Annotated in this window: 26 protein-coding genes and 2 pseudogenes; 13 read left to right on the top strand and 15 right to left on the bottom strand. The window is 74.2% G+C overall.

Going from position 1 to position 26737, the window contains the following annotated elements:
- Positions 1 to 92: 92 nt before the first annotated feature.
- Complete coding sequence (locus tag ABZ444_RS29220; RefSeq protein ID WP_358003451.1) at positions 93 to 2228, top strand: NACHT domain-containing protein; 2136 nt, start codon at positions 93 to 95, stop codon at positions 2226 to 2228.
- On the opposite strand, the gene ABZ444_RS29215 is transcribed toward ABZ444_RS29220, so the two are convergent.
- Positions 2223 to 2720, bottom strand: a complete 498-nt coding sequence (locus ABZ444_RS29215; RefSeq protein ID WP_358003448.1) for a potassium channel family protein — start codon at positions 2718 to 2720, stop codon at positions 2223 to 2225. The two genes, ABZ444_RS29220 and ABZ444_RS29215, sit on opposite strands and share 6 nt — an antisense overlap.
- A 100-nt stretch (positions 2721 to 2820) precedes the next feature.
- On the opposite strand from ABZ444_RS29215, the gene ABZ444_RS29210 reads away from it, so the two are divergent.
- Positions 2821 to 4629 carry an alkyl sulfatase dimerization domain-containing protein gene (locus ABZ444_RS29210; RefSeq protein WP_358003446.1) on the top strand — a complete coding sequence of 603 codons (1809 nt, stop codon included), beginning with the start codon at positions 2821 to 2823 and terminating at the stop codon, positions 4627 to 4629.
- A 27-nt stretch (positions 4630 to 4656) separates the two neighbouring features.
- Here ABZ444_RS29210 and ABZ444_RS29205 read toward each other — a convergent pair whose 3' ends face one another.
- The gene (locus tag ABZ444_RS29205) at positions 4657 to 5280 is read right to left on the bottom strand and encodes a response regulator transcription factor (RefSeq protein WP_358003443.1); all 624 of its coding nucleotides are present in this window, start codon (positions 5278 to 5280) and stop codon (positions 4657 to 4659) included.
- Entirely contained in the window at positions 5277 to 6461 is a 1185-nt protein-coding gene (locus tag ABZ444_RS29200) for a sensor histidine kinase (protein ID WP_358003440.1), read from the bottom strand. Before ABZ444_RS29200 ends, ABZ444_RS29205 begins: the two co-directional genes overlap by 4 nt.
- Positions 6462 to 6609: 148 nt before the next feature.
- Between ABZ444_RS29200 and ABZ444_RS29195 the strand changes: the two genes are divergently transcribed.
- Both ABZ444_RS29195 and ABZ444_RS29190 read left to right on the top strand, forming a co-directional pair.
- Entirely contained in the window at positions 6610 to 7689 is a 1080-nt protein-coding gene (locus ABZ444_RS29195; RefSeq protein ID WP_358003567.1) for an FtsX-like permease family protein, read from the top strand.
- On the top strand, positions 7686 to 8375 hold the full coding sequence (locus ABZ444_RS29190) for an ABC transporter ATP-binding protein (protein WP_358003437.1): 690 nt from the start codon (positions 7686 to 7688) through the stop codon (positions 8373 to 8375). The genes ABZ444_RS29195 and ABZ444_RS29190 overlap by 4 nt, the downstream gene beginning before the upstream one ends.
- A 31-nt stretch (positions 8376 to 8406) precedes the next feature.
- Here ABZ444_RS29190 and ABZ444_RS29185 read toward each other — a convergent pair whose 3' ends face one another.
- Positions 8407 to 9156, bottom strand: coding sequence for a hemerythrin domain-containing protein (locus ABZ444_RS29185; RefSeq protein WP_358003434.1), 750 nt, complete (start codon positions 9154 to 9156; stop codon positions 8407 to 8409).
- 117 nt (positions 9157 to 9273) lie between these two features.
- A complete protein-coding gene (locus ABZ444_RS29180; protein WP_358003431.1) occupies positions 9274 to 9852 on the bottom strand; it encodes a hypothetical protein in 579 nt (192 codons plus the stop codon).
- A gap of 500 nt (positions 9853 to 10352) precedes the next feature.
- On the opposite strand from ABZ444_RS29180, the gene ABZ444_RS29175 reads away from it, so the two are divergent.
- Positions 10353 to 10925 carry a rhodanese-like domain-containing protein gene (locus ABZ444_RS29175; protein ID WP_358003428.1) on the top strand — a complete coding sequence of 191 codons (573 nt, stop codon included), beginning with the start codon at positions 10353 to 10355 and terminating at the stop codon, positions 10923 to 10925.
- Positions 10922 to 11776 (top strand): sulfite exporter TauE/SafE family protein, encoded by an 855-nt coding sequence (locus tag ABZ444_RS29170; RefSeq protein ID WP_358003425.1) that lies wholly within the window; start codon positions 10922 to 10924, stop codon positions 11774 to 11776. The genes ABZ444_RS29175 and ABZ444_RS29170 overlap by 4 nt, the downstream gene beginning before the upstream one ends.
- On the opposite strand, the gene pta is transcribed toward ABZ444_RS29170, so the two are convergent.
- Positions 11765 to 13828: a phosphate acetyltransferase gene (gene pta, locus ABZ444_RS29165; protein WP_358003422.1), complete on the bottom strand. Its 2064-nt coding sequence runs from the start codon at positions 13826 to 13828 to the stop codon at positions 11765 to 11767. The two genes, ABZ444_RS29170 and pta, sit on opposite strands and share 12 nt — an antisense overlap.
- Before the next feature lie 178 nt (positions 13829 to 14006).
- Here pta and ABZ444_RS29160 point away from each other — a divergent pair.
- The 3 genes and pseudogenes from ABZ444_RS29160 to ABZ444_RS29150 all read left to right on the top strand — a co-directional run.
- Positions 14007 to 14234, top strand: a pseudogene (locus tag ABZ444_RS29160) (glycoside hydrolase family 65 protein); the annotation flags it as partial.
- A 15-nt stretch (positions 14235 to 14249) separates the two neighbouring features.
- Positions 14250 to 14687: pseudogene (locus ABZ444_RS29155) on the top strand (glycosyl hydrolase family 65 protein); the annotation flags it as partial.
- A 27-nt stretch (positions 14688 to 14714) separates the two neighbouring features.
- On the top strand, positions 14715 to 15377 hold the full coding sequence (locus tag ABZ444_RS29150) for a pyridoxamine 5'-phosphate oxidase family protein (RefSeq protein WP_358003564.1): 663 nt from the start codon (positions 14715 to 14717) through the stop codon (positions 15375 to 15377).
- A 25-nt stretch (positions 15378 to 15402) separates the two neighbouring features.
- Here the strand turns inward: ABZ444_RS29150 and ABZ444_RS29145 are convergent, their stop codons facing one another.
- Genes ABZ444_RS29145 through ABZ444_RS29135 form a run of 3 tightly spaced genes read right to left on the bottom strand, consistent with a single transcriptional unit; the run spans position 15403 to position 18296 of the window.
- Positions 15403 to 16527, bottom strand: coding sequence for a M50 family metallopeptidase (locus tag ABZ444_RS29145; RefSeq protein ID WP_358003419.1), 1125 nt, complete (start codon positions 16525 to 16527; stop codon positions 15403 to 15405).
- A 46-nt stretch (positions 16528 to 16573) separates the two neighbouring features.
- Positions 16574 to 17419, bottom strand: a complete 846-nt coding sequence (locus ABZ444_RS29140) for a universal stress protein (RefSeq protein WP_358003416.1) — start codon at positions 17417 to 17419, stop codon at positions 16574 to 16576.
- 40 nt (positions 17420 to 17459) lie between these two features.
- Positions 17460 to 18296: a universal stress protein gene (locus tag ABZ444_RS29135; RefSeq protein ID WP_358003414.1), complete on the bottom strand. Its 837-nt coding sequence runs from the start codon at positions 18294 to 18296 to the stop codon at positions 17460 to 17462.
- A gap of 224 nt (positions 18297 to 18520) precedes the next feature.
- On the opposite strand from ABZ444_RS29135, the gene ABZ444_RS29130 reads away from it, so the two are divergent.
- Positions 18521 to 19432 carry a universal stress protein gene (locus ABZ444_RS29130; RefSeq protein ID WP_358003411.1) on the top strand — a complete coding sequence of 304 codons (912 nt, stop codon included), beginning with the start codon at positions 18521 to 18523 and terminating at the stop codon, positions 19430 to 19432.
- Between the two features lies 1 nt (position 19433).
- Here ABZ444_RS29130 and ABZ444_RS29125 read toward each other — a convergent pair whose 3' ends face one another.
- Complete coding sequence (locus ABZ444_RS29125) at positions 19434 to 20153, bottom strand: universal stress protein (protein ID WP_358003408.1); 720 nt, start codon at positions 20151 to 20153, stop codon at positions 19434 to 19436.
- A 350-nt stretch (positions 20154 to 20503) separates the two neighbouring features.
- On the opposite strand from ABZ444_RS29125, the gene ABZ444_RS29120 reads away from it, so the two are divergent.
- Genes ABZ444_RS29120 through ABZ444_RS29110 form a run of 3 tightly spaced genes read left to right on the top strand, consistent with a single transcriptional unit; the run spans position 20504 to position 22781 of the window.
- A complete protein-coding gene (locus ABZ444_RS29120; RefSeq protein WP_358003405.1) occupies positions 20504 to 21004 on the top strand; it encodes a cation-transporting P-type ATPase in 501 nt (166 codons plus the stop codon).
- Positions 20923 to 22233 (top strand): HAD-IC family P-type ATPase, encoded by a 1311-nt coding sequence (locus ABZ444_RS29115; RefSeq protein ID WP_358003403.1) that lies wholly within the window; start codon positions 20923 to 20925, stop codon positions 22231 to 22233. The genes ABZ444_RS29120 and ABZ444_RS29115 overlap by 82 nt, the downstream gene beginning before the upstream one ends.
- Positions 22233 to 22781: a cation-translocating P-type ATPase C-terminal domain-containing protein gene (locus tag ABZ444_RS29110; RefSeq protein ID WP_358003561.1), complete on the top strand. Its 549-nt coding sequence runs from the start codon at positions 22233 to 22235 to the stop codon at positions 22779 to 22781. Before ABZ444_RS29115 ends, ABZ444_RS29110 begins: the two co-directional genes overlap by 1 nt.
- A gap of 45 nt (positions 22782 to 22826) precedes the next feature.
- On the opposite strand, the gene ABZ444_RS29105 is transcribed toward ABZ444_RS29110, so the two are convergent.
- The 5 genes from ABZ444_RS29105 to ABZ444_RS29085 form a co-directional block, all read right to left on the bottom strand.
- Complete coding sequence (locus ABZ444_RS29105; protein WP_358003400.1) at positions 22827 to 23345, bottom strand: flavodoxin domain-containing protein; 519 nt, start codon at positions 23343 to 23345, stop codon at positions 22827 to 22829.
- A 1-nt stretch (position 23346) separates the two neighbouring features.
- A complete protein-coding gene (locus tag ABZ444_RS29100) occupies positions 23347 to 23568 on the bottom strand; it encodes a CBS domain-containing protein (RefSeq protein ID WP_358003397.1) in 222 nt (73 codons plus the stop codon).
- Positions 23547 to 23816, bottom strand: a complete 270-nt coding sequence (locus ABZ444_RS29095) for a CBS domain-containing protein (protein WP_358003395.1) — start codon at positions 23814 to 23816, stop codon at positions 23547 to 23549. The genes ABZ444_RS29100 and ABZ444_RS29095 overlap by 22 nt, the downstream gene beginning before the upstream one ends.
- A complete protein-coding gene (locus tag ABZ444_RS29090; protein WP_358003392.1) occupies positions 23813 to 24652 on the bottom strand; it encodes a universal stress protein in 840 nt (279 codons plus the stop codon). The genes ABZ444_RS29095 and ABZ444_RS29090 overlap by 4 nt, the downstream gene beginning before the upstream one ends.
- A gap of 783 nt (positions 24653 to 25435) precedes the next feature.
- Positions 25436 to 26734 carry an acetate kinase gene (locus ABZ444_RS29085; RefSeq protein ID WP_358003389.1) on the bottom strand — a complete coding sequence of 433 codons (1299 nt, stop codon included), beginning with the start codon at positions 26732 to 26734 and terminating at the stop codon, positions 25436 to 25438.
- Between the last annotated feature and the right edge of the window lie 3 nt (positions 26735 to 26737).

Here is a 26737-nt window from a genome sequence, read left to right as displayed (position 1 = left end):
GGGGTTGCACGGGCCGCGAGCCGGTACGGGATGAAGAGGATCTTTGTCGCGTTCCCCGCACACGCGGGTGCCCGCTTTGAAATGCTTGGACCGTGAGCCGGCGGACGAAGACATGGTGGTTCTGGGCGGGCGTGGCGGCCGGGATGGTCATGCTGGTGGCCGCCGCGCTGCGGCTGTGGACGCTCTATCCCGGCGACGTCGATCCGGTCGGCGCGGGGCTGGCGCTGGCCGGGACCGGCATCGCCGCGATGTCCTGGTGGCAGGCGCAGCGGCTGGCCGACACCGACGTGCAGGCGGCCGCGACGCTGCTGGCCGGGCGGGTGCTGGCCGAAGAGCGGGCCCAGCGGGCACAGCTGCTGGGCGGCAGGGGCAGCGACGCCGTCATCGACGTCGACTTCTCCTTCCACCCCACCGGCGGTGCCGTCTCCGCGCCACCGGCCGGCAACCTGAAGCAAGTGGCCGCCTACTTCCGCGAGCTGGGCGGACCGGGACGGCTGGTGATCACCGGGGTGGCGGGTTCGGGCAAGACCGTCCTCGCCATCGAGCTGATCCTCCGGCTGCTCGGCGACCGGCGGCCCGGCGACCGCGTCCCGGTGCGGATCTCCGCGGCGAGCCTGGATCCCGACGTGCCGGTGCGGGACATGCTCGCCCGGCACCTGACCGCCGCGTACAGCCTGAAGCCGGTGACCGCGCGCACGCTCGTGGACGCGGAGAGGATCCTGCCCGTCGTGGACGGGCTCGACGAGATGGACGAGACCGACGAGCCGGGCTACGGTTCGCGGGCCGCCCGGGCGCTGCGCGCGCTGGAGGAGTACGAACACGGGCTGGACCGCTGCAGCATGGTCCTGACCTGCCGCACCGACCAGTACGACGCCCTGGTCGCCGACCGGGCCGTCCCCCGGGGCGTCGTCCGGGTCGACGTGGGCAAGGTGACCAGCGACAAGGCGTGGCGGTTCATCCAGGCCGTCACCGACCAGGAGGACCCCGACCGCTGGCGGCCGGTCCTGGACGCGCTGACCCGCGACGGCCACGTCCTGGCCGAGGCGCTGAACACGCCGTGGCGGCTGACCCTGGCGGTCAGCGTCCACGAGCAACGCGATCCGGTCACCGGGCGTTACGTGCGCTCCCCCGAGGTCCTCACGCGCTTCGCCGACCAGCAGTCCGTACGGGAGCATCTCCTCGGCCTGTTCATCCCCGCCCGCCTGGCCGCGGCGGACCCGGCGGGGAAGGGGCCCGGCGTCGAGCGGACGCACGCCTACCTGGCCGTCCTGGCCGGTCATCTGCGCGCGAACACGGGCCGGCCGCCGTTCCACGGGCGCGTGTTGTCCGGCACGGATCTCGTGCTGCACCAGTTGTGGCCGCTGGCGGGCGATCGTGCGCGGTTCTTCGGCGCGCTGGTGGCCCTGGCGACCTGCCTTCCCGGGGTCGCCGCCGTCGTCGCCGCCGCCGTCGTGGTGTTCTCGCAGGTGGAGATCGTGGACGGCCGGATCTCGGGCGCGGCGGTGACCGCGATCGTCCTTCTCGCGCTGCCCGGCATGGTGGCGGCGGGCCTGCTGATCGAACCCGTCAGGGCCTGGCGGGAGGTGTGGTCCCCGGCGGACGAGGGCGGCCTGCGCCGGTTCCGCGGCGGACGCGGCCGCAGGAAGAGCGTGGTGGACGGCGTGCTGGCCGCCTTGTGCGGCTGTGTGGCGGGCGCGGCGGTCGTCATGGAGTTCGACGCCGCCCTGCCGCTGTGGGTGCCGGTCGTCTTCGGCCTGCTGTTCGGGGTCGGGATGGCGAGCGGCGGGGACGGCGAGAGCCGGTACGCCGGTTCCGGGGACGGCGCCGACCCCAGGGCGGTCATCCGGAACGAGGTCGTCTCGACGCTCGTGGCCGCGCTCACCTTCGGCCCCGGATTCGGGTTCATCCTGGGCATCTGGTTCGCGATGTTGCTGGACGGAGTCCCGGTCGCCGCCGCGGTGGCCGTGAGCGCGGTGTTCGGCATGTCCCTGGTGGCGTCCTGGTCGCCGCTGCTGGCGCGCCGCTACCTGGGGCTCCTGCTGGCCACGCGGGGCCGGCTGCCGTGGCGGCTGGGACGGTTCCTGCACCGGTGCTACGACGCCGGGCTGCTGCGGATCTCCGGGGTCGCCTACCAGTTCCGTCACCGCGAGCTGCAGGACTACCTGGCCGCGCATCCCCGTGCCACCACGGCGTCCCCGGTCCCCTGCCTGGAGGGAGAGCCCTCATGACGACCTGTGCGAGCGCCACACGCCCACGATGAGCGCGAGCGCCGACGTCACGACGATCAGATCGAAGATCACCTGCACGATGACCAGGGCCTTCGCCCCCTGCCCGAGGGGGACGACGTCGCCGTAGCCGACCGTGCCCAGGGTGATCACCGAGAAGTACAGCGCGTCCACCCGCGTGCGCAGGCCGTGGAACTGCGCGGCCATCAGGAAGTACAGCGTCGCGAAGAAGACCACCACGACGGTGACGATGGTCAGCAACATCGCCAGCTGTTCGGCCAGGGACCGTCCGGGCCGCAGCGCGCGCCCCACCTGCCGCCCGAGGAGCCAGGCCAGCACGATCACCCCGGCCAGACAGCCCAGGGCGCGCAGCTCGGGCGAGCCGTCCTGGAATTCCTCGGTCGGCAGCGGCACGACGAAGTAGACGCCGGTGATCATGGCGGCGGCGACCGCACTCCGCACCCATGCCAGCACGCCGGCCGGAGAAGCACACATGTGATGAACGTTCCTCGGCCCGGCGGTCTCATCGCCGGGAATGCTCTTTCTTGAGGTTCTCCTTGCCCTCGTCGAAGACGGTCGAGGGCAGGACGGTCACATGGCAGACCTTCCCTTCCAGGACCGGACGGACTTCGAGCGCGCCGAGCGCGGCTTCGTCGCCCGGCTGACCCCCGGCGTGGTCAGGACGTCCGGGGGCGAGGTCGTCTGGGACAACGACGTCTACGACTTCCTGACCGGCGAGTGCCCGCCGACCGCTCATCCGAGCCTGTGGCGGCAGGCGCAACTGTGCGCCCGGCAGGGCCTGTACGAGGTGACGGACGGCATCTACCAGGTGCGCGGCCTGGACCTGTCCAACATGACCCTCGTGGAGGGCGACACCGGCGTCGTCGTCATCGACCCGCTGGTCTCCGCCGAGTGCGCCGCCGCCGCGCTCGGGCTCTACCGCGACCATCGCGGCGACCGCCCGGTCACCGGGGTCGTCTACACCCACAGCCACGTCGACCACTTCGGCGGCGTGCGCGGCGTCACCGACGGGAACGTGCCGATCGTGGCCCCCGCCGGTTTCATGGAGCACGCCGTCGCCGAGAACGTCTACGCCGGCAACGCCATGAACCGCCGCGCCCTGTACATGTACGGCCAGCTCCTCCCCCGGTCCCCGGAGGGCCAGCTCGGCTGCGGGCTGGGCATGGGCACCTCGCAGGGCACCGTCTCCCTGATCCCGCCGACCGTCGACGTCACCCGCACCGGCCAGGAGGAGACGATCGACGGCGTGCGCGTCGTCTTCCAGCTCACGCCGGGCACCGAGGCCCCCGCCGAGATGAACTTCCTGTTCCCCGACCACCGTGCCCTGTGCCTGGCCGAGAACGCCACCCACAACCTGCACAACGTGCTCACCCTGCGCGGCGCGGTGGTCCGCGACGCCCGGGTGTGGGCCCGCTACCTGACCGAGGCCGTCGAGCTCTTCGCCGACCGGGCCGACGTCGCCTTCGCCTCCCACCACTGGCCCACCTGGGGCAGGGACGACATCGTCACCTTCCTGTCCCAGCAGCGCGACCTGTACGCCTACCTGCACGACCAGACCCTCCGCCTGCTCAACCAGGGCCTGACCGGCCCCGAGATCGCCGAGATCGTGCAGGTGCCGCCCGCTCTGGAGCAGGTCTGGCACACCCACGGCTACTACGGCTCGGTCAGCCACAACGTCAAGGCCGTCTACCAGCGCTATCTGGGCTGGTTCGACGGCAACCCCGCCCACCTGTGGGAGCACCCGCCCGTCGAGCTGGCCCGCCGCTACGTCGAGTCCTTCGGCGGCACCTCGGCCGTGGTGGCCCTGGCCGGCCGCTACGTCGAGGAGGGCGACCTGCGCTTCGCCGCGACCCTGCTCAACCACGCCGTGTACGCCGACGCGAACGACGCCTCGGCCCGCAGGCTGCTGGCCCAGGTCTACACCCGCCTCGGCCAGGGCGCCGAGAACGCGACCTGGCGCAACTTCTACCTCACCGGCGCGGCCGAGCTGAAGGACGGCCCCGCGCCGGGCGCCACCGACACCACCTCGCCGGACATGCTCGGCGCGCTGTCCAGCGAGCAGATCTTCGACTCCCTGGCCATCCGGGTGAACGGCCCCGACGCCTGGAACGAGCGCTTCGCCATCGACTGGCACCTCACCGACCTGGACGAACGCCACCGGACCACGATGTCCAACGGCGCCCTCATCCACCAGCGGTCACCCTCGGGCGACGGCGCCGGCCTGACGCTGCGGCTCACCCGGCAACGCCTGCTCACCCTGCTGTCCGGTGACAGCGACGGTGACGGTGACGGGCTCGACCACGACGGCGACCTGACCGTTTTGCGGCGCCTGTTCTCCCTGCTGGAGCAGCCCAGGCCGGACTTCGCCATCGTCACCCCCTGAGACGACGGGAGACGGACGACCGCGCGCTCACGGCGAGCGGATGAGGCCCCGCTTCGAGGCCGCCGCGACGGCCGCGGTGCGGGAGTCCACGTCCAGCTTGGTGTAGATGTGCGCCAGGTGGGTCTTGACCGTGGTCTCGCTGAGGAACATCACCTTGCTGATCTGCCGGTTCGACAGGCCGGCGGCGACGTGCCCGAGCACCTCCAGCTCGCGCGGGCTGAGCGTGGCGTCGGGGGCCCGGACCCGGCCCAGCAGGCGGGCGGCCACGCTCGGCGCCAGGGCGCTGGCGCCCGCGGCGGCCGACCGGATGGCGGCGTGCAGGTCCTCCGAGGGGGCGTCCTTGAGCAGGTAGCCGGTCGCGCCGGACTCGATGGCGGCCACGATGTCGGCGTCGGTGTCGAACGTCGTGAGCACCAGGACGCGGGGGCCGTCCAGGGCCACGATCCGGCGGGTCGCCTCGCTGCCGTGCATGCCCGTCCCGAGCCGCAGGTCCATCAGCACGACGTCGGGGGCGAGCGTGGCGGCCAGCCGCACGCCCTCCTGCCCCGTGGCGGCCTCGCCGACCAGGTCGAAGTCGGGCTGCCCGGCGAGCATGGCCCGCAGGCCGGAGCGGACGACGGGATGGTCGTCCACCAGGACGATCCGGATCACGGCCCCTCCTGGGGCGGCAGCGGCAGGGTCGCCACGACCGCCGTGCCCTCGCCGGGGGCCGACTCCACGGTGAGGCTGCCGCCCAGGGCGCTCACCCGTTCGCGCATCGCGCGCAGGCCGAAGCCGGCCGAACGTCCGGGGTCGAACCCCCGGCCGTCGTCGTACACGTCCAGCATGACCACGTCGTCCAGGTAGGTGAGGGTCACCCCGGCGTGGCCGGCGCCGGAGTGGCGGCTGACGTTGCCCAGGGCGCCCTGGGCGACGCGGAGCAGCGTCGCGTCGTAGTCGGCGGGCAGCGGCGCGGGGGTGCCGGAGATCTCGAAGCGCGCCTGGATGGGCGTGCCCGCCACGGCGGAGTCGCCGGCCCTGCGCAGCGCGGCGGCCAGCGACGAGTGCCGCAGCGCCGCGGGGGCCAGGCCGCGGACGAAGTTCCTGGCCTCCTCCAGGTTCTCCTTGGCCGCGTCGGCCGCCTCGGCGATGCGGCGCTCGGCGACCGGGAGGTCGTCGGCCAGGTCACGCCGGGCCGCCCGCAGCAGCAGGATGATGCTGGACATGCCCTGTGCCAGGGTGTCGTGGATCTCTCTGGCCAGGCGTTCCCGCTCGGCCAGCCGTACGGCGTCGCCCTCCGCCTGGAGCAGTTTCCCCCGCGTGCGGACCAGGTCGTCGATCAGCAGGCGGCGCTGCTCGCTCTCGGCGTGCAGCGCCTTGTAGACCATCGCCATCAGGGTGGCCACCGCCGCGCCGATCGTCGGGCCGATGACCAGCGCGGCGGTCAGCCGGCCCTCGTGCCAGGCGGCGGTCAGGACGGCCGCGACGGTCAGCGCCGCCACGCCCGGCAGCGCGACCGCCAGGGGCAGCAGGTGCAGGTACGCGAAGAAGAGCGGGAAGGCCAGCCAGACGAACTGCGGCGCGGCCAGGGCGAGCAGCGCCCACCCGGCCGTGGTCAGCACCAGCCAGATCCGGCCCAGCAGCAGGTGGGTCGGCCCGCCGAAGTGCGGCAGCCGCCCTTCGATCGTGATGCCCGCCACGTAGAGGGCCCCGAGCAGCGCTCCACCCAGCGCCGGCGCGAGCCGTCCGCTCCCGGCGACGCCGGCCAGCGCGATCGCCAGGAGGGTCGCGAACGTGCCGTGCACGGTCCAGCGGAGCAGGCGGAGGGCGGGCGGGAACGGATAGTCAGACATCTCTCACCAAGCGTATGCGACGGCCCTGCGCCACAAATCGTCCGAAAGAAGTATTACGGGCGGACCGCATGCACGATGCCCGGCCGATCCGGCGGCGCGCACGCTGGGGGACGTCAACGTGACCTTCAACCGCAACGGGGGACGCGCCGTGTTCGTGGCGCTCAGAGACCTGCGCTTCGCGAAGGGACGGTTCGCTCTCATGGGCGCCGTCGTCTTCCTCATCACCCTCCTGGTGACCATGTTGTCCGGGCTGACCGCCGGGCTGGCACGGGAGAACATCTCGGCCGTGGAGGGCCTGCCCGCCGGGCACCTCGTCTTCGCCGGGGGCGGGAAACCGTCCTTCGCCGACAGCCGCGTCACCGACCGGACCTGGCAGGAGTGGCGGCGGGCGACCGGCGACGCCGCCGAGCGGCTGGGCGTCTCCATGTCGCGGCTCGGCCACGGCGACGACGGGAGCGCGGGGGTGGCGCTCTTCGGCGTCCAGCCGGGCGGCGTCCTCGCCCAGGGGCGGCCCGTGGACACCGGGAAGGTCGTCCTCTCCGCCGCGCTGGCCGCCGACACCGGGGTGGGCGCCGGGGACACGGTACGGATCGCGGGCAGGGACTTCACCGTCTCCGGTGTCGGCGGCCAGGCGTCCTACAGCCACACCCCCGTCGTCTGGATCGGCATCGGCGACTGGGAGCGGATGGGCCGCCAGGCCGGTGCCGACAGCGTGGCGACCGTCCTGGCGCTGCCCGACAGCGGCACGGCGCTGCCTTCCGGCGGCCTGGCCGCGGCCGACGCGCGGCTCGGCACCACGACGGTCCCGCTGTCGCAGGCGCCCGCCGCGATCGGCTCGTTCTCCTCCGAGAACGGGTCGCTCCAGCTCATGCGCGGGTTCCTGTTCGCGATCTCGGCCCTGGTCATCGGGGCCTTCTTCACCGTCTGGACGATCCAGCGGCGCGGCGACGTCGCCGTGCTGAAGGCTCTGGGCGCGAGCTCCGGCTACCTGCTGCGGGACGCGCTCGCCCAGGCGGTCATCGTGCTGCTGGGCGGCGCGGGCGCGGGCGGCCTGCTCGGCGCGGGCCTCGGCGCGCTGGCCGAGGGCACGGTCCCGTTCGTGTTGTCGGCGGCCACCACCGTGGCGCCGGTGGCCGTGCTGATCCTTCTCGGCGCCGCCGGGGCCGCGCTGGCCATCCGCAAGATCACCTCTGTCGACCCGCTGACCGCCCTGGGAGCCTCCCGATGACACTCAAGCTGACCGACGTCGTCCTGACCTATCCCGACGGCGACCGTACGCTGACCGCGCTCGACCACGTCAGCCTGGCCGTCGCGGCGGGCGAGTTCGCCGCGGTGGTCGGCCCGTCCGGCTCGGGCAAGTCGAGCCTGCTCGCCGTCGCCGCCACCCTGATCACGCCCGCCGAGGGCGTCGTGATCATCGCCGGGCAGGACGTCTCCGGAGCCGGCCAGGCGGCCCGCACCAGGGTCCGCCGCGACCACGTCGGCATCGTGTTCCAGCAGGCCAACCTGTTGCCCTCGCTCACCGCGCTCGACCAGCTCCTGGTGATGGCGCACCTGACCGGCGAATCCCCGCGCGCCGCCGGCCCGCGGGCGCGGGACCTGCTGCTCGCCGTCGACCTGGGCGGCAAGGAGCACAAACGCCCGCACCAGCTGTCCGGCGGCGAGCGCCAGCGCGTCAACATCGCCCGCGCCCTGATGAACTCCCCCGAGGTGCTGCTGGTGGACGAGCCCACCAGCGCGCTCGACCACCACCGGGGCGAGCGGATCGTCTCCCTGCTGGCCGACCTCACCAGGAAGAACGACCTGGCCACCGTCATGGTCACGCACGACCTGGCCACCCTGGACCAGGTGGACACCGTCCTGGCCATGGACGACGGCAGGCTCGGCGAACGCGCCGCGACCCGGGTCGCCTGATGCCGCCCGCGCCGCGACCACGGGCGCCGGTTCAGCCGCGCGGGGTGAACTGGTCCAGGTCGTAGATGCCGAGCGCCTTCTCGATGTCGGCCACCTGCCCGACCACGCCGGTGAAGCCGGCCGCGCCGAAACGGCGGTGCTCCTCGGCCTCGAACGTCTCGGCCAGCTCGGCGAACTCCTCGGGCGGGATGACGGCCCGCATGGCGGGGAAGACCACGGTGTCCTCGCGGGCCTCGTGCGGCTCGTACATGCGGACGAAGGCGGACAGGTCGGCGGCCAGGCCGCGGCGCACGCCCTGGGGGACGGGCCTCGCGGTGGCGTCCAGGACGCGGCCGGTCAGGACGCGTCCGCGCCGGTGCTGGAGGATCAGCACGGGCACGACGTCGGTGAGCCTGCCCGCCCCGACCAGGCGCGGGAAGACGTATCGCTCTTCGAGCCGCTCGTGGTACTCCTCGATGAACGTGCGGATGATCCCGGCGCCGGCGTGCAGGGGGCCCACCGGCACCCGCTCCCCGGCGCCGATCCGCCGGACGCCCTCCCGGTAGACCAGCAGGACGCGCTTGAGGACCCCGTGCTCGCGCATGAGGTCCTCCGGCGGCGTGACCGGCACCTCCCGGGCCTGCTCCGGGCCGGGGGCGGGGCTGACCGTCGTGGCACTGCGGGCCGGCCGCGTGGTGTCGCAGCCGGTCAGCATCGCCGATCCGCAGGCCAGGGCGACGGGCATGGCCAGCATCTCGCGGCGGCGCACGCTCGCCGGTCCGCTGCCCGCTTCGTCCCTCATCGTCCGCCTCCGTCCCCGAGCCGTCCTCCCAGGTGCTGCCCGTCGGCCGGCGTTCCGACGCGAAGGCGCGGGTAATCCTTGTGCCGGGAACGCGTCTCGCCGGGGTTGCCCTCCGGGTCAGGCGGCCGGCTGCCGGTCCCCGTCCGGATGCCCGTCGTGGCACTGCTCTGGCTGAAGGTGAGGTCGAAGTTGACCGATCCCGTGCCGTCGCCGGTCGTCGACTCGGTGGCGGGCAGCCCGCCGATGCCCGGTGTGGTCGTCTGGGCGGTGAGGTCCCAGCCGGGGCCGGCCGGGGTGCCGACCGGACCTTGAGGCGCGCTTGACCCGCGTGGCGCCGAGACCGAGCACGGCGGCGAGCACCCCGGCGACCAGGGCTCCCGCCGCGTAGCCGACGTCGCGCCAGAAGCGGTAGGCGCCCAGGGCGTTGGCCCGCCAGGAGGGGTGGGCGTGGTCGGAGACCGAGGCGATGAGGGCGGGGTAGACCATGGCGGTGCCGAGCCCGAGGACCACGGCGGACAGGACCCCGGCGAGCAGCGCATCGCCCAGCGGGGCGACGGCCAGGAGGAGACCGCCGCCGACGGCGGCCAGGCCCAGGCCGTGGTCGGTGAACAGGAGCGGGAAGACGCCCCAGGTGAGGCCGTCGTTGAGGTTGTTGACCAGGCCGGCCTGGTCTGACGCCGCGCAGCGAGCGGTCACGCCAGGACGTGCGGTACCCGGCGGCCTCGTCGAGGCCGGTGGCCGGCCCCCGCCGGGCGGGCCCGACCAGGTCGATCTTCATGTTGACGGTCATCGACCAGGTCAGGCCCTGGTTGAGGCCGAGCAGGACGTTCGCGGCCACGATCCACCACCAGGAGGGTGCCCAGGCCAGGCCGAAGGTGTGGGTGCCAATGAGCGGCACGGTGGTGCGTTCGAGGCCCACCAGGCCGCCGAAGGCGACGTTGACGACGACCAGCAGGGAGAACTGGAGGGCGTTCGCCCGGAGTTCGAGGCGTACGGGCGGGGCGGGCGCGGAGGTGTTCTGCACGGCGGAGGTCCCTTCGCGCCTGGGACGGGGTCGCGATTGCCGGGTGGATATGTCCTGGTCACCATACCCCCAGGGGTATCATGAGCAATACCACGGGGGGTATTTGACATCCTTCCCGTCTCTTCCGTATGTCTACGCGATACCCCCCCGGGTATTGGCTAAGGAAAGATCCATGAACACCTCCTCCGTCCTCACCGCCCCCGTGCTGCAGCGGCTCGTCCAGGAAGGGCGGGCGCCGCGCCTGCTCGACGTGCGCACGCCCGGCGAGTTCCGCACGGCGCACATCCCGGGCTCGTACAACGTGCCGCTGAACACCATGCGCGAGCACCGCGCCGAGCTGCTGGCCCACCTGGACGAGGACGTCGTGCTCGTCTGCCGCTCCGGGGCGCGGGCCGCGCAGGCCGGGCAGGCCCTCGCCGAGGCCGGGCTGCCGAACCTGCGCGTCCTGGAGGGCGGCATCGTCGCGTGGGAGACGGCCGGCGCGGCCCTGGAGCGGGGGCCCGAGCGGTGGGACATCGAGCGCCAGGTCCGGCTCGTGGCCGGTTCCGTCGTCCTGGTCACCGGTCTGGCCGGGATCTTCCTGCCCGGCGCGCACCTGATCGGCACCGCGATCGGCGCCGGCCTGACGTACGCGGCCGTCAGCAACTCCTGTGCCATGGGCGTCCTGCTGTCCAGGCTGCCCTACAACCGCGGGCCGCGCACCGACATCCGCACGGTGCTCGCGGACCTGCGGAGCACCCCGTGACCGTGCTGATCGTCGCGGCGTCGCTGCTCGTCGGGGTGAGCCTCGGCGTGCTGGGCGGCGGCGGCTCGATCCTGACCGTGCCGATCCTGGTCTACCTGGCCGGCCAGGACACCAAGGAGGCGATCGCCACCTCGCTGTTCGTCGTCGGCGTCACCAGCCTGGCCGCGCTGGTCCCGCACGCGCGGGCCCGGCGGATCCGCTGGCGGACCGGGCTGCTCTTCGGCGCGTTCAGCATGGCCGGCGCGTACGGCGGCGGACGCCTCGCCGAGTACGTCCCCGGCACGGCGCTGCTCGTCGCCTTCGCCCTGATGATGCTGGCCACGGCGGTCGCGATGCTCCGCAGGCCCCGGCACACCAGCAAGCGGGCGCGGCCCGCCCACGGCGACCTGCCCCTGACGCACATCGCGGCGGAGGGCCTGGTCGTCGGGGCCGTGACGGGGCTGGTCGGCTCCGGCGGCGGCTTCCTCGTCGTCCCGGCCCTCGCCCTGCTGGGCGGGCTGCCGATGGGCGTCGCGGTCGGCACGTCGCTGCTCGTCATCGCGATGAAGTCCTTCGCCGGGCTCGCCGGGCACCTGGCGGGCGTCGCGATCGACTGGCGCCTCGCCCTGATCGTGGCGGCGTCCGCGGTGATCGGCAGCCTGGCCGGCGGCCGGCTCGCGGGCCGCATCCCGCAGGACGCGCTGCGCACGGCGTTCGGCTGGTTCGTCGTCGTCATGGGCGTGTTCGTGCTTGTCCAGCAGGCCGGCGCCGCCGTCTGGACCCATCCGGTCACCTGGGCGGGGCTGGTGGCCGTACTGGCCGCCGCGGTCGCCGCCCTGCGGTGGCGTGCCCGTCCCGGCTCAGGAGCCTGAGGCCGCCTCCGCCGCGGACGCCGGCTCGTCGCGCACCTGGGCGGCCGTGACCGCCACGGTGGTGACGATGTCGGCCACGGTGGCGCCCCGGGACAGGTCGTTGACCGGCCTGCGCAGCCCCTGCAGCACCGGCCCCACCGCGACCGCCCCTGCGCTGCGCTGGACGGCCTTGTACAGGTTGTTGCCGGTGTTCAGGTCGGGCACCACGAAGACGGTGGCGTGCCCGGCCACCTGGCTGCCGGGCATCTTGGTCCGCGCCACCGCCGGGTCCACCGCGGCGTCGTACTGGATCGGCCCCTCCACCTGGAGGTCGGGGCGGCGTTCACGGACCAGTTCGGTGGCGGCGCGCACCTTGTCGACCTCGGCGCCCGCGCCCGAGGTGCCCGTCGAGTACGACAACATCGCGATCCTGGGCTCGACGCCGAACATCGCCGCGGTGCGGGCCGAGGCGATCGCGATGTCGGCGAGCTGCTCGGCGGTGGGGTCGGGGTTGACCGCGCAGTCGCCGTAGACCAGGACCCGGTCGGCCAGGCACATGAAGAACACGCTGGAGACCAGCCCCAGCCGCAGGATCTCGAACGCCGGCCTGATCGTGTGCGCGGTGGTGTGCGTCGCGCCCGAGACCATGCCGTCGGCCAGGCCGGCGTGGACCATGAGCGTGCCGAAGTAGGAGACGTCGGTGACGGTGTCGCGGGCCAGCTCGACGGTCATCCCCCGGTGCGCCCGCGCCTCGGCGTAGGCGTGCGCGAACCGCTCGCGCAGCTCCGGGTCGAACGGGCTGAGCACCCTGGCCGCGGCCAGGTCGAGGCCGAGCTGGGCGGCCTGGACCCTGATGCGTTCGGCGTCGCCGAGCAGGGTGAGGTCGGCCACGTCCCGGCGCAGCAGGATGTCGGCCGCGCGCAGGATGCGCGGCTCCTCGCCCTCGGGCAGCACGATGTGCCTGCGCCGGGCGCGCGCCCGGTCCAGCAGCTCGTACTCGAACATCAGCGGCGTGACGACGTCGGTCTTGGCGATGTCCAGCCGTTCCAGCAGCAGCGGGCCGTCCACGTGCTCGGCGAACAGGCGCAGCGCCGCGTCGATCTTGCCGCCCGCCTCGGGCGTGAACCGCCCCTCCACGGCCGACAGCCGGGTCGCGGTGTCGAAGGTGTCGTGCCCGGTGGCGATCACCGGCAGCGGGATCTCCATGCCGCGCAGCAGCCGTTCCACCGAGCCGGGCAGCTCCGTGCCGCCGGTGAGCACCACCGCCGACAGGGACGGGAAGCCCGGCGAGGTGTGCGCGGCGATCAGGCCGGGCAGCAGCGCGGCGGCCCGGTCGGACGGGATGATCACCGCCGCGCCCTCGGTGAGGCGCTCCAGGATCCCGGGCAGCGACATCGCGCCCACCATCAGCGCGCTCGCCTCCCGGCCGAGCCCGTCGCGCTCGCCGAGGAAGAACCAGCCGTCGCAGGCGTCGAGCAGGTCGGCGACCGTCGGCGCACGCAGCGAAGGGGTCTCCGGCAGCACGAACACGGGCGTCGCATGGCCGGACGCGAGCGGCCCGCCGGTCGACCGGGTGACCACGACCGCGAGCTCCTGGGCGTGATGGTGGGCCAGCTCCCTGGAGGACACCTCGACCGCCGCGGCGGTGCGGGCGGCCGTCCGGCCCCGGCCGCTGACCACGTTGATCACGGGAGTGCCCAGGTCGGCGGCCAGCCGGGCGTTGAACCCGAACTCCGTCGGCGCGCCCACGTCGGTGTAGTCGGTGCCGACCACCACGACCGCGTCACAGCGCCGGGCCAGCGCGCGGAAGCGGGCCACGATGTCCCCGGCCGCCCGGTCTACGTCGGCGTGCACCTCGTCATAGGTGACCCCCGCGCACGCCTCGTAGGGCAGGGCGAGCTGGAACCGGCTGCGGATGGTGTTGACCAGGCCGTCCTCGCGCCCGGCCCGGACCACGGGGCGGAACACGCCCACGCTTCCCACCTGCCGGGACAGCAGCTCGACCAGCCCCAGGGCGACGGTCCCCTTGTTGCTTCCCGCTTCGCCGGCGGCGACATACACAGCTCGTGTCATGACACTCATTCTCGATGTCCGCGGTACGTCCTCGTTCCCCCCCATTCCATTGCGCCCGCCCGCACCCGGGTCAGTGTCGTACGCCCCCGGCGGGAAGGACCAACGACCCTGTCTTGGGGGAAAGGCAGGTGGGTAGCGTCATCGGCATGGCCGCCCTGACCTGGTCCGTGGGGTCGCGATGAACCCGTGGACGCTCACGTACGAGGGCTTCGACCCGGCCTCGGCCGGGTTGCGCGAGGCGCTGTGCACCCTCGGCAACGGCCGCTTCGCCACGCGCGGCGCCACGCCCGAGGGCCGGATCCGCACCCCCGGCACCTACCACGCGGGCTGCCACGACCGCCTGGCCTCCGAGGTGGGCGGCCGGACGGTCGTCAACGAGGACCTGGTCAACCTGCCCGACTGGCTGCCGCTCGGCTTCGCCGACGAGCTGCTGGCGATCCTCGACCGGCTCGGCTACCCGGCCGACCCCGGCCTGATCCCGCGGACGACCGCCTACTACCTCGACCGCACCAGTCACGGCTCCACGCTGAGCGCCGTGGTGCACGCCTGGGTGTTGGCGCGCTGCGACCGGGCGCGCTCCTGGCAGTTCTTCGCCGAGGCGCTGGTCGGGGACGTGCACGACGTCCAGGGCGGCACCACCGCCGAGGGCGTGCACCTGGGCGCGATGGCCGGGACCGTGGACATGCTGCAACGCTGCTACCTGGGCCTGGAGCCGAGGCCCGAGGGCCTGCTCCTCGACCCGCTGCTGCCCGGACGGCTCGGCACGCTCTCGTTGCCGGTCCTGTTCCGCGGCCGCCGGATCACCGTCGAGGCCGACCACGACGGCACGCGGGTCGACGGCGTCCCCGTGCCGGGCGGTGTGCGCCTCGTCCTCACGGAGAAGGAGATGATCATGACGAACAGTGGCGACTTCGGACGCCGGGTGACCTACCACCGCGACCGGCTGGGGCTCACCGTCGACCAGCTGGCCGAGCGCGCCGACATGTCCCCCGGGTACGTCACGTACCTGGAGGGCCACCTCGGCATCCCCGACAGGAACACGGTGACCCGCCTGGCCACCGCCCTGGAGACGACCCCGCAGGACCTGCTGGGTGGTGGCCGCGACCGCCCGCCGGGCCCCGGCGCCGGCCCGGACGAGCCGGTCATGGAGGTCCTCGACCCCGAGGAGTGCCTGCGCCTGGTCGCGCCGGGCGGGATCGGGCGGATCGCGTTCAACGGCTCGCACGGGCCCACGGTGCTGCCCGTCAACTACCGGCTGCACGAGGGCGCCGTGCTGTTCCGCACGTCCCGCGGCGGCCCCATGGACCAGGACCTGCGCACCGGCCTGGAGGGCGTGGACATCATGATCGGCTTTCAGGTGGACCGGATCGACGAGGTGCGCAAGGAGGGCTGGAGCGTGCTGATCCAGGGGCCCGCCCACCACGTGCCCGAGGACGAGGTCGCCAAGCTGGCCGACGCGGGCGTCACGCCCTGGGCGGGCGGGGAACGCCATCTCTACATCCGGGTCGTCCCGCACCAGGTCACGGGACGCCGCGTGCACGGCCTGTGAGCCGGCCGCCGTCGTGATGCGGGCGTCACACGGAGGCGGCGGGCCGGAGCAGCGCCTGTTGCAGCGTCCTGCCGAGGTCGGCGTCGGTGATCATGCCGGTGACCAGTCCGCCCTCGACGACCACCGCCGACAGGCCGCCCACCCGCGAAGGACGTTCCAGCAGGGTGGCCGCGTCGTCGTCCGGCGACAGGACGCGCGGCGGCTTCTGGGCCGCGACCAGCGTCTCCACCCTGGTGTCCCCCCTGCGGTCGGCGGGCACGGCGAGCAGGGTCTCCAGCGAGACCACGCCGTGCGGCGCCCCGTCGAGCCCCACGACGGGGAAGACGGACTGGTGGGAGCCGAGCACCACCGTGTCGACCAGCCCCTGCACGGTGAGCCACGCGGGGGCCAGGTCCGGCGTGGCCGTCATGACGTCCCGCACCAGCACTCCCCCGAGGCCGCGCCGGGCCGCCCTGCTCATGATCTCGCCGCGGGCGGCGCCCGCGATGTACCAGCCGGTGATCACCACCCACATCCCGCCGAGCGGGTTCCACACCCAGATCACGACGAACCCGGTGAAGGTCAGCATGAGACCGATCGCGTAACCGGCCCGCGCGGCGCCGGCGTCGGCGCGTGCGCGATCGCCGTGGCGGCTCCACAGCAGGCCGTGCAGCACCCGCCCGCCGTCGAGCGGGCTGCCGGGCAGCAGGTTGAACACGCCCAGGATCAGGTTCATCATGGCCAGCCACGCGGCGGCGGCCCTGGGCACGCCCGGCGGCAGCACGGCCGTGACGGCGAGGGCGAGACCGCCGAGCAGCAGGCTCGCGGCGGGACCGGCGGCCGCCGTCGCCACCTCGGCCCCGGGCGTCCGCGCCTCGTCGCGGAACTGCGTGACGCCGCCCAGCGCCCAGAGCGTGACGGACTCCACCTCCATGCCGCACCGCTTGGCCACCAGCGCGTGCGCCAGCTCGTGCGCGAGCAGGGACACCATGAGCAGCAGCCCGGTGAGCGCGCCGGCGACCCAGTACGCCGTGCTGCCCGCGCCCGGGGCGGCGACGGCCAGGACTCCGGAGCCCAAGGCCACCGCCACGAGCGCGACGATGCCCAACGCGGACCAGTGAGCGCCGACGGGGATGCCCGCCACCCGCCCGAAGCGCAGGGTTTGCCTCATAATTCCAGCTTGCATGCTTCTCGACCCTCCTGACCAGGGACGACCTTTAGGGGCGGACCACCGCGACGGCGCAGCGGGCATGGTGCAGCACTCCCCTGCTGACCGAGCCGAGCACCAGCGAACCGAACGCGCCCCGCCCGTGGGAGCCGACCACGATCAGGTCGCAGGGGGTGCCGGTGAGCGCCTCGACCGGGTGCGCGCTCTGCACGTCCTCCACGACCGTCACCTCGGGGCACCTCTCCCGCCATCCGGCCGTCCGGGCGCGGACCGCCCCGTGCTGGGCGGCCCGGACCTCGTCCAGGTCGTAGGCGATCTCCGGGGCGAAGGCGTGCACGGGGATCTGCCAGGCGCGGATCAGGCGGAGCCGGGCGCCACGCAGCCTGGCCTGCTCGAAGGCGTAGCCGATGGCCGGCTGGCAGACGTCGGAGTCGCCGATCCCGACGCCGATCTCGCCGACCGGCCCGCCCGCCTCGGCGCGCACCACCACCACGGGACAGGCGGCGTGCCCGGCCACGTGCATGGTCACCGATCCCAGCAGCGCTCCGGCGAAGCCGCCCAGCCCCCGGTTGCCGATGACCAGCTCGTCCGCCTGCGGCGCCTGGTCCAGCAGGACGGCCGCGGGCGTCCCCTCGACGACCTCGGCGTGCACCCGCACCGACGGCTGCCGGTTGCGTGCGGCGGTCTCGGCCGCCTCCAGCACCTTGGCCGCCGCCATCAGCAGGTAGTTGCCCTGGCCGTAGTCGGGGAACCTGGTGACGGCGTACGGCTGCCGGTCCAGGGCGTGCACGATCCGCAGCTCCGCGCCCGTCCGCGCGGCGTCGTCGGCGGCCCATCCGACCGCCGCGGCGCCGGGGGCCGAGCCGTCGGCTCCCACCACGATCAGACCGGCCATGACGCCCCCTCGTCCGACACTCGGAACACCTCCGGTCCCGTCATCCCTTCTCCGCACGCGGCCGTACCACCGCCACCGGGCAGGCCGCGTGGTGCAGCACGCCGTGGCTCACCGAGCCGAGCACCGCGGAGGAGAAGCCGCCCCGTCCGCGCGAGCCGACCACGACCAGGTCCGCGGCGGCGGCCGCCTCGGTGAGCGCGGCCACGGGGTGCCCGCGCACCTGCTCGTCGGTGATCACGACGTCGGGGTACTCGCTCCGGCACGGGTTCACCCGCGCCTGTGCCGCCCGCGCCTCCTCCTGGAAGGAGTCGGCCAGCAGGTGGCTGTAGGCGGCCCAGTACGGCGAGACCGCCGGCGCCTGCCAGGCGTAGACCACGTGCAGGCGGGCACGGCGCGCACGGGCCTGCTCGACGGCGTACGCCAGGGCCTGCCGCGACCCCGCCGAGCCGTCGTCGCCGGCCACCACCAGGTCGTGCCGGACGGCGACCACCCCACGCACGACCACGACGGTCCCCGCGGCGTGCCCGGCCACCGCCCTGCCCACCGACCCCAGCACCATGCCGGCGAAGCCGCCCATGCCCCGGCTGCCCAGCACCAGGCTGTCGGCCGCGGCCGATTCGACGATCAGCGCGTCGATCACGTTGCCCGCCAGCATCTCGGCGGTGACCTCGACGCCGCCGATCGCGCGGGCCCGGCCCGCTGCCGCCTCCAGCGCGCCCACGCAGTACCGGGCGCCGTCCACGCCGAGCACCCACTGCTCGCACACGTGCACGAGCCGGAGCGGCAGCCCTCTTCGCTGCGCGTCGCCGGCGGCCCATTCCACCGCGGCGGTCGATGACGCGGAGCCGTCCACCGCGGCCACGATCCGTCCGCGCATCTTCCCTCCTTCGCGCCTTCGTACGTCCCCATACCCGCCATAACGGATATAAGGGGCGTAAACACACCAAAAGTCGCCGCTGCCACCTCCAACTTCGGGACGCGGCGCGCGACGGGCAAGCAGGCTAGGCCAAGAGTTTCCTCCCCTGTGGGGCTCGTCCCGCCGGTCACGGGAAGGCTCATCCGGGCAGGTAAACCGGACAGATTTCGCTCCCGGAGGCGGCAGTGATCGACGAACCCGCCGGCCGGCCCGTGCTCGTCGGGTACGACGACTCGACCGAGAGCCGCCACGCGCTGCACTGGGCGGTCGCCGACGCGCGCCTGCGCGGGCTGCCCGTCCTGGTCTGCCACGCTCTGCACTGGCCCTACGCCTCCAGGCCCGTCGCCCAGGAGATCATTCGGCACGTCGAACCGGTGGCGCTCGGCATCGTGGACGAAGGCGTCCGGCGCGCCAGGGAGCTGGCACCGGAGCTGGACGTCCAACCGCTCCTGGGCCGGGGCACCCCCTCGGCGGTGCTGCTGGAGGCCGCGCGCGAGGCGGAGCTGACGGTGCTCGGATCCCGCGGGCAGGGCGGGTTCGAGGGCCTTCAGGTGGGGTCGGCCGCCGTCCAGGTGCCCGCGCACAGCGTCACGCCGGTCGTGGTCGTCCGGCCGCCGCTGCAGCCGCCCACCCGCCAGGACGTCAGGGTCGTGGTCGGCCTCGACGGCTCACCCGCCAGCCTGGCCGCCTTCGACCTCGCCCTGGACGAGGCCGCCCTGCGCGAGGGCACCGTGACGGCCCTGTGCTGCTGGACCGACTGCGGGTCGTCGTCCTGGCAGGAGCCGCTGCCCTTCGTGGACTCGCACGCGCTGCGCAAAGGCGCGGAGAACCGCTTCCGCGAAGTCGTCTCCCACCTGGCCCGCAGACGCCCCGAGGTGACGGTGGTCACCGAGTTCCTGACCGAACGCCCCCAGCGCGTGCTGATCGAGACCTCCAAGGACGCCACGCTCCTCGTGCTCGGCAACCGGGGGAACGAAGCTCCTCCCTGCCTGCTGCTCGGAGCGGTGACGCAGGCCGCCCTGCTGGAGGCCAGGTGCCCGGTCGCGGTGACGCCCGGCGCCGTCCTGAATCCGCGGCTGCCGGTCGCGTCCGGGTGATTCAGGAGGTCCCAGGGACGGTCGCCGGCACCACCGCGACGGAGCAGGGCGCGTGCTGCGGAAGGGAGCTCGCGGTGCCGAGGTGCGCGGCCCGCGTCCGGCCGACCACGACCAGCGTCGCCCGCTCGTGGGGCTCACCCTGCTCCACGTGGACCTCCGGACGGCGAGCCGCCCACTCCCCCAGGTCGGCGGAGGCCGCGAGGGGCAGCCCGCGCATGGCCGCCTCGGCGAACGCGAACTCGACGACCGCCGCGTCCGGCTCCCGCTCGGCCAGGACGACCGGGCCAGGACGGGTGGCCTTGGGCAGCGGGCCCGGCCCGCGTACGACGATCACCGGGCACTCGGCGTGCGCGGCGGCGTACCCGGCCACCGAACCGACCACCACCCTGGGCAGCGCGCTCAGCCCTCGCGAGCCGACCACGACGAGCGTGGCGTCGCCGGACAGCTCCACCAGCCGCTGGGCGGCCGGACCTTCGTACAGGTCGGTCTCCACGCGGATGCCCGAGCTGGTGGAGCGGGCGCACTCGGCGCCGTGCCACAGGACGTGCTCGGCCGCCTTGCGCAGATGGGCCTTGTCCTCCTCCGCCGCCTCGCCGTACGGCCATTGCCAGGCGTGCACGACGGTCAGCGGCAGGTTCCTGAGCTCGGCCTCGTCCAGCGCCCAGTCCAGGGCCTGCACGGAGAAGTCCGAGCCGTCGTAGCCGAGCACGATGCGATCCATGTCCGTGGTCCCTTCAGAGGTCGCTGGGATTCAGCCTCGGTCCCGCGGGGCCGGCCGCCCGCGGTGGAGCGGCCCTGCTTGACGGGACCTTGGCCCTCCTTTTCCGGCCGCGCGGGGCCGGCGTCCTTCCCGCGTCACCAGGTCCGCGAGCGCCGTCTCGGGGCGGCCCCGCACGAGCCGCGCCTCGACGGCGGCCCACAGCAGCGCGGCCTCGCAGTGCTCGGTGCCGTCGGTCCCGGCCCCGTCCGGCCGGCCGCCGGAGGCTGGAGGAGCGGGGCGGCCCGCCACAGAGCCGGCAGACCTGCACGTTTACCGCCCTGAGCAGGGCGAAGACTAGATCCTGAAGACACTTGCATGACTCCGCCGCCCCGAAGGCCACGGCGGGCGGGAAGGACATCCACGTGACGCCCTCGTCCTCTGGCCTGTCGTCGGCGGAGGCGGCCGTACGCCTCGAACGCGACGGCCCCAACCTGCTCCCACGCAAACCGCCCACCCCGCTGTGGCGGCGCGTCGTCACCCAGCTCCGCGATCCGCTCATCATCGTGCTGCTGATCGCGGCGGCGCTGACCGTCGGCACCGGCGACTGGACGGACGCCGCGGTGATCGCGCTGGTCATCGTGGTCAACACGGCCGTCGGCGTGACGCAGGAGGTGCGCGCCGACCGCGCCATCACGGCCCTGGCCGAGCTGGCCACCCCGGAGACCCGCGTGGTGCGCGACGGCCACCAGCGACACATCCCCTCGGGTGACGTCGTGGTCGGAGACTGCTGGTGCTCGCCGAGGGCGACATCGTCCCGGCCGACGCCGAGGTGGTGGAGTCGGCGGCGCTGCTGGTCGACGAGTCGGCGCTGACGGGCGAGTCGGTCCCGGTGGACAAGGACGCGGGCGCGGCCGTCTCCTCGGGCACCGTCGTGGCACGTGGCAGGGGCCGGGCGGTGGTCACCGCGATCGGCGCGGCGAGCGCGAGCGGGCGCATCGCCGCGCTCATGGTCAAGGGCGCCGGTCTCACGCCGCTGCAGCGCCGCCTGGTCGGGGTCGGACGGCTGCTGGCCTGCGTCGCGGTGCTGCTGTCGGCGCTGGTGCTGGTCCTGGGCCTGGTCCGCGGCCAGCCGGTCGAGCTGATGGTGGTGACCGCGATCAGCCTGGTGGTCGCCGCCGTGCCCGAGTCGCTGCCCGCGGTCGTGACCCTGAGCCTGGCCCTGGGCGCCCGCCGGATGGCGGCCCGCGACGCGCTCGTCCGCAACCTGCCCGCCGTGGAGACGCTGGGCTCGGTGACCGTGCTCGCCACCGACAAGACGGGCACCCTCACCGAGGGCCGGATGGTCGCCCGGCACCTGTGGACCCCGGCGGCCGAGGCCACGGTCACCGGTTCCGGCTACGCGCCCGACGGCGGGCTCGCCGCCGGCCGGGACCCGGACGAGTTCGCCGCGCTACTGACCGCCGCGGCGTTGTGCAACGACGCCCGACTGCGCCCGCCCCAGGAGACCGGGGAGGAATGGACGGCGCTGGGCGACCCCACCGAGGCCGCGCTGCTGGCCGCCGCCGCCCGGCTCGGCCTCGACCGCGCGGGCCTCCAGGACCGTTTCCCCAGGGTCGCCGAGCTGCCCTTCGACAGCGACCGCAAGCGGATGAGCACGGTGCACCTGCTGCCGGGCGGCTGCGTCCGCCTGATCTGCAAGGGCGCCCCGGAGGCGCTGCTCCGCCCGGACGTGCTGACCGACGCCCCGGAGCTGCGGGCCCGCGCCGCCGAACGCGCCGACCGGTTCGCCCGGGACGGCTACCGTGTGCTGGCGGTGGCGAGCGCCGACCTGGGCGCCGTCCCGCGACCCGTGCGGGAGGACGGGCTGAGGCTGCTCGGGCTCGTCGCGATCCTCGACCCGCCGCGTGCGGCGGCGGCCGCGGCCGTGGCCGACTGCGCACGGGCCGGCATCAGGACGCCCGGCAGGCCGCCGACCTCGTGCTCGCCGACGACAACCTGGACACCGTCGTCGCGGCCGTCGAGGAGGGCCGCCGGGTCTACGCCAACATCCGCCGTTTCCTGGTCTACGGCCTGTCGGGCGGCGCGGCGGAGATCGCGGTGATGGTCCTGGGCCCGTTCGTCGGGTTGCCCCTGCCGCTGCTGCCCGCGCAGATCCTGTGGATCAACCTGCTCACCCACGGCCTGCCCGGCGTGGCGCTGGGCGGGGAGCCGACGGTGCCGGGAACCATGTCGCAGCCGCCGCGTCCGCCGGGCCAGAGCATCATGGGGGCGGGCCTGTGGCAGCGGGTCGTGCGCATCGCCGTCGTGCTCACCGCCGTCACCCTGGGCGTCGCCGTCTGGGGCTCGATGACCGGGCGGCCCTGGCAGAGCATGGCCTTCTTCGCCCTCGGCGCCACCCAGCTCGGCGTGGCGCTGGGCACCAGGACCCGTCCCGGCACCCTGGCCAACCCGATGCTGCTGCTCGCCGTGGGCGGCGCGTTCGTCCTGCAACTGGCCGGGATCTACCTGCCGCCGCTGCGCGAGCTGCTCGGCACCCGGCCGCTGGCGCCGGGAGACCTGCTGGTGGTCGTCGCGCTGTCCGCGCTCGGCTACGCCGCCGCCCGCCTGGACCGGATCCTGCGCCCGTCCCCCACGCCCGCGCGGCACTGAAACGGCGCCCGGCGGAAACCGCCGGGCGCCGTTCTCGGCGGGCTGTCAGGACGCGGGCACCGGGAAGGACGCCGCCAGGCTCTCGCCCCACTGCCTGGCCCGCTCCAGCTCGCCCGGCACCAGCGGCCCCTGCGTGCCGGTCACGTAGAAGCCGCACGGCGGCACGGCGAGCCTGACGCCGAGGCGGCGCAGCCGCTTGGCGACCGCCCGGCCCGCCGAGCCCGGCAGGCGGGGCTTGGCCACGCGGGTGTCGAACGCCGCCGAGCAGAGCCCGGCCGACGACGTGCTGACCGTGGCCAGCCACTCGCGCACGCCCCTGCCCCGCGACACCAGCGGCCCGGCGGCCTGCTGGGCGGCCGAGTCGCGGGTGGCGGCCCGGCTCATGGAGAACGCGTGCGTCGGGCCGCCCACCACCAGCAGGGTGACCTCGTCCCCCACGTGCGCGGGGGCCGAGCCGACCTCCGTCAGGGCGGCCCGCATCCGGGTGGCCAGCCCCTCCGCCACGGCCTGGGCGATCCGCTCGGTGTTGCCGTACATGGACTCGTAGACGACCAGTGCCTTCATCTCACGCCTCCCGCCGTTCCGGCAGAACGGGTTCGAGGTGGAACATCCCGGTCACCACCTCGCTCGGCTCGGGCTGCGGCTCGATCCGTCCGGCGACCGCCGACAGGACGTCCCGGGCGGTGATCAGGCCCACCAGGCCGTCGTCGGACAGCACGGGCACGGCGTCCACGTCGGCGTCCAGCATGGCGGCGGCGACCCTGCTCAGCGGGGTGCCCGGCCCCACGCGGGGCGTGCGCGCGCCGCCGAGCAGGTCCCGCACCTCGCGGCGGCCTGCTCCTGCGGCCCGCCGGACCAGGACGCGGCCAGACGCTCCCGGGTCAGGATGCCCAGCAGGCGCCCTCCGTCGACGACCGGCAGGTGGTGCACGCCGGCCCGGCGCATCAGCTCCCACGCCATCAGCGGCGACTCCCCGGCCTTGACGGCCACCAGGACGCGGCTCATGACCTGTCCCGCCGTCGGCGACCCGTTCATGACCGCTCCTCCTCACCCGGCCGGACCACGGCGACCGGGCAGGTCACGTGGTGCAGCACGCCGTGGCTGACCGAGCCGAGCACGGCGGAGGCGAACCCGCCCCGGCCGCGCGAGCCCACGACGACCAGGTCGGCCGATCCGGCCGCCTGCATCAGGGCGGTGACCGGGTGGGCGCACGGCTGCTCGTCGGTGACGACCAGGTCCGGGTTGGCCTCCCGCCAGGGGACGACCCGCTCGCGCGCCGCGCCGGTCTCCTCGCGCGTCAGGTCCTGGATCAGGGTGTTGTACGTGACCGCGTACGGGGAGAAGACGGGCATCTGCCAGGCCGAGACCACGTGCAGCCGGGCGCCGCGGGCCCTGGCCTGCTCGACGGCGTACTCCATGGCCGCCTGCGCGTCCCGCGACCCGTCGTAGCCCACCACCACCCTGCCGTGCTCGGTGGCGGCGGGGGCGCGGACGACAACGACCGGCCCCGACGCGTGCCCGGCCACCGCCAGGCTCACCGAGCCGACCATCATCCCGGCGAACCCGCCGAGCCCCCGGCTGCCCAGCACCACACCGCCGGCCGTCGCCGACTCGCGGATCAGCTCCTCGGCCACGTTCCCGGACAGCAGCTCCGTGGTCACCTTGACGCCGCCGGCCAGCGCGCGGGCCCGGTCGGCGGCCTCCTCCAGCAGGCGGGCGCAGTGCTCGGCGTTCCCTTCGTGCAACCACTGCGGGCCGACGTGCACGAGACGCAGGTCCAGGCCCCGCCGCCGCGCGTCGCCGGCCGCCCATTCCACCGCTCCGGTCGCCGGGACGGACCCGTCCACACCGACGACGATGTGAGTGCTCATCGCGCATCTCCTTCACCGGTCGAAGCTCTCACCACCAGGCTCCTACGGCGGGCGGCGCGGCGCCGGAGGAGGAAGTCCCGCCCGGCAGGGCCGTTGGTCCTCATCGGGTTGGCGGGGACGTTCTGGCACGATCCGGTCACGCCACCGCCTCGCCTTCCCACGCTCTGTAGTGTCGGGAGGCGACCCTCGCGCAGTAGCCCGCTCAACGTGAGGACGTCCTCATGACCGACGAAGCGGTTCCCCCCGTCGCAGCACCCGTCGCGCCCGCCCGCACCGGCGACCTGCTGGAGAAACCCGAGCTGGCGGAGATGTTCGCCCTGGCCAAGAAGCTGGACGGCACCTGGCCGGTCTTCGCGCGCAGCCTGGGTCCCGGCGACGACCCGGCGCTCCTGCGCAGCCGCTACCGGGCGGTGGCCGTGTCCGCTCTTCCGTTACGTCCTCGACCCGCTGATCACCGTGGCGGGGGTGGCCTGCTTCCCGGCCGCCCTGTACCTCCGCCAGGCGACCGGCCCCGAGTGGGCCGTCGACCTGGCGCGCCCGCGCGGTCGAGGCGTCCAGGGCCGTCATCGACCTCCAGTTGTGGGTGGCGCTGCCGTCGCCGACCGCCTACGACGACCTCCGCACCCGCGTCGCCGAGCTGACCCGCACCGTCATCACGGGCGAGTACGACCGGCTCCCCACCCGCGAAACCACCCCCGAGGACACCCGCCGGACGTGGCACGCCCGCGTCCTGGAGACCGTCCGGACCCTGGTCATCGCCCTGCCGCGCGTAGCGCGGCGCGCTCAGCCGGACGTCAGCAGCGCGAACGTCTGGTGGGCGATCTCCCACTCCTCGTCGGTGGGGATGACGAGGACGGGCACCTCGGCGCCGGGGACGGACACCGCACGCTCACCGGACGCCCCCGCGGCGTTGAGCACGGGATCCACCGCGATGCCGAGCCGCTCCAGCCCCGCCAGGCAGGCGGCGCGGGTGGCGGCGTCGTGCTCGCCGACGCCGCCGGTGAGCACGATCGCGTCCACCCGGCAGCCGAGCAGCGCGTGGTAGGCGCCGACGTACTTACGGATGCGCCGGGTGTAGATCTCCAGGGCCAGCCTGGCCTCGTCGTCGTCGCGGGCGCGTACCTGGCGCATGTCGCCGGACCCGGTGAGCGCGAGCAGGCCGCCGCGGTGGCTGAGCTCGTGCTCCACCTGCTGGGCGTCCAGGCCGCCGGTCCGGGCCAGGTACGCGGCCAGGGCCGGGTCGACGTCGCCCGAGCGGGTGCCCATGACCAGCCCTTCCAGCGGCGTCATGCCCATGGAGGTGTCGACGCTGCGCCCGCCGGAGATCGCGGTGGCGCTGGCGCCGTTGCCGAGGTGGAGCACGATCAGGTTGACCTCGGCGAGGTCGCGGCCCAGGACGGCCGCGGCGCGGCGCGAGACGTACGCGCACGAGGTGCCGTGGAAGCCGAAGCGCCGCACGCCCTGCGCACGCCACTCGCGCGGCACCGCGTACGTGTACGCCTCGGGCGGCAGCGTGCGGTGGAACGCGGTGTCGAACACGGCCACCTGCGGCACGTCCGGGAACACCTTGAGCGCCAGCCGGATGCCGGTCAGGTTGATCGGATTGTGCAGGGGCGCGAGCGGGGCCAGCTCCTCGATCGCGGCGATGACCTCCTCGTCGATGAGCACCGCCGCGGCGAACCGGGTGCCGCCGTGCACCACCCGGTGCCCGACCGCGACCGGCGCCGGCTCGGCCCCCGCGGCGGCGAACGCCGCCAGCATCGCCTCCAGCCCGTCCCCGTGGCTGGGGAAGGGACGCTCCCGGACGTACGGCGGCCCGTCCCCGCTGTGGTGCGTGATCCGCCCGCGTTCCTCCCCGATGCGCTCGACCAGCCCTCTGGCGGCGCGCTCGCGGGTGTGCGGATCGACGAGCTCGTACTTGATGGAGGAGGATCCCGTGTTCAGCACGAGAATGGGGTCGGCCATGCCCACGACCCTAAGTCCGTTCCGGGGCGGGTCCTGCACGGCCACGACATCACCGCCGCGCCCGTCGTCGACGACGGCGGCCGGCTCGTCGGCGTGGTCACTCTCTGCCCTGGTCACTCT

This window comes from Nonomuraea sp. NPDC005730, from assembly GCF_040630865.1.
In the GTDB taxonomy this organism is placed as follows: Bacteria; Actinomycetota; Actinomycetes; order Streptosporangiales; family Streptosporangiaceae; genus Nonomuraea.
This window is presented reverse-complemented; position numbering and strand designations above follow the sequence as displayed.